Source organism: Bacillus cereus group sp. N21 (genome assembly GCF_016483395.1).
Taxonomy (GTDB): domain Bacteria; phylum Bacillota; class Bacilli; order Bacillales; family Bacillaceae_G; genus Bacillus_A; species Bacillus_A pseudomycoides.
The window spans coordinates 1-405 of sequence record NZ_JAEHBX010000253.1 but is presented as its reverse complement, the minus strand read 5'-3'; the positions used below and the strand labels follow the sequence as shown (position 1 = coordinate 405).

Below are 405 nucleotides of genomic sequence, written 5' to 3'. Positions count from 1 at the left end.
CAGAAGTCATGTTTAATTCATCAGTGTTTGCATAATGGAAAATATCAAACATTTTATCCTCGCCAATACCTTTTACAGTTACACCGTTATGAGTGCCACCTTTTGCAATTAAATACGCAACTTTATTAATAATACTTGAGTTGAAATGAACACCTCCATTATCCCATCCATTAAAATCGTTAAATTCACTATAATCATCTGGATACGGTACTCCAGTTGAAGAAGGAACTGAAGATGGATTTGCCATATCACGGAAAACTGATCCAGTTTGTTCTCCCATTGTCCAGTTGAATTTCCCATTGTTTATATATTTCTCAATAGCTGTTCCCATAATATCAGATAACGCCTCGTTAATCGCACCAGATTCTCCGGAATATTCAAGATTGGATTCGCTAGATGTAACCG

General features: G+C 36.0%; 1 protein-coding gene. It reads right to left on the bottom strand.

Features of this window, described 5'->3' with window-relative positions; genetic code table 11:
- Positions 1–405 (bottom strand): peptidase M4 family protein (locus JDS96_RS30730; RefSeq protein WP_199669123.1); only part of this gene is annotated, 405 nt, incomplete at both ends.